The sequence below is a fragment of the Thiothrix sp. genome, from assembly GCF_028714775.1.
Classification (GTDB): Bacteria; Pseudomonadota; Gammaproteobacteria; order Thiotrichales; family Thiotrichaceae; genus Thiothrix.
Map to the genome: position 1 here is coordinate 25,193 of NZ_JAQTLS010000032.1, position 1,653 is coordinate 26,845.

At 47.2% G+C, this 1,653-nt stretch carries 1 protein-coding gene; it reads right to left on the bottom strand.

Translation table 11 applies throughout. The features are described from left to right. Positions 1-509: hypothetical protein (locus PHE17_RS19895; RefSeq protein WP_301017669.1), on the bottom strand; the 509-nt coding region annotated here is incomplete at its 3' end. Between the last annotated feature and the right edge of the window lie 1,144 nt (positions 510-1,653).

The following is a 1,653-nucleotide window of genomic DNA, read 5'->3' on the forward strand; positions in this document are numbered from 1 at the left end:
GCAAAAAAAGAGCGATATTCCTTAGGGCTATGACCCATAAGTTTCGTTACGTCACCATACGAGTAACCAAGATGCGCAAGATACACACCAAACATCGCACTTGCGGCACCATCGGCATGTTGCGGGTCTTCCAAGGCATAAGGTGCATGAAAGGCAACTTGCGATTGACCAGTGATTGTCCTATGTCTCCCCGCGAGCCATATGTTTGCGCATGAGCTAACACAATCCCAACCGTCGATAACTTCGGTGTCCCAACGTGACGCATGGATAACTTCGCCGATGTTGATACCGTCATCGAAAGAGCCACCGAGGGAGGCCAACGATACCCTTACTGGACCTTTGAGACTTTGGGCTATTTGGGTGAACTTTTGATAGTCGCCCGGCTCGATGCGTCCCGCGATGGTGATGTTGTCGAATGTGCCATAATGATCTAGGGTGATCGATGCGGCAAACGAATGAACACTAGTTGACGCCATGAGAGTTAGGACTAAAGTTGTCTTGCGTATCATAGCAGCATCACTCCCATAGCTACCGTGGTTTCGCAAACGTCACTATCGACTATCGTTTGTCTTAATAGTTCATGTGTCGAAACATACCTAAGTTTCACAAGTTCTCCTGCGATATTGTAAGTCTTGTGAATGTCGATGATAGTGCAAATATGCGGGTGCTTACCGCGTGTTTTGTATTGTGTTCCTACGGTGAACTTTGGTTCTCTTTCCATGTCCTTAGACCTTTATAAGCATGATGCTGTGGATTTCATTCATGACCCATTGCTTAGTCACTGGAAAGCGAACGCCATCAATGACCGTCCAGTAAGCGTAATGTCCGTTTGGTTGTCTTTGGTAATAGATCGTGGTCATTGCGGCGGCTTTCGTTTCATTTGGTATCTTGAGATTACGCTCGGTGCAGACCAGTGTCAAGTGTTATTTGTCTGCAACTCGATGTTTCTTTCACACATCACGAAAATGTGATCGAGACAGTCTGACTGTACGACACAGTACACATACAGATATATGAATATGTACTAGAGCGTACGCTTATAGTCATGCCCCATGATTTCCCTATGATTTCATAGCGATAACAAGCACTGAGGATACATCATCCTCACGTTATCTAATGATAACAACAGGTTGCGAGTGATGCGCTTACCAAACACATACTAACGAGGCGATTAATAGGGTCCCATAAGGTCGTAGGGGGACCCTGGGCATCGAGGGGTACCCCCTAGGCTTCAAAAGTTTCGTTAAAGCCTCGGCGTTGTTGTTAAACTTCCGAGGCGTGTGTGAACCTAGGGACTCCTAAGGGTCCCATACCGACGATGGTACCTTGGTGGTCGAAGGTCCTTTAGTATCAATACCTTATGAGATACCAAGCACCTATCATTCCCATATGAAGGAATACGCGGCCTAGATGCTGCTTTTTTTAACGATTTGTTCCTTCCCTGTCTTCCTTTCGCCACAATTGATAACTTTAGGACACCGTATTTTTGGCTCTCGAAACCGGAACGTATATCTCGGACCTTAATGCCGCCAATCCGCCATCCGGTGATAACGCAGGCCAAGGTGCCGACCACCTCCGTCTCATTAAGGCGGTCATCAAGAACACCTTCCCGAACATCACGGGACCCGTTACGGCCACCCAGGTACAACTAGG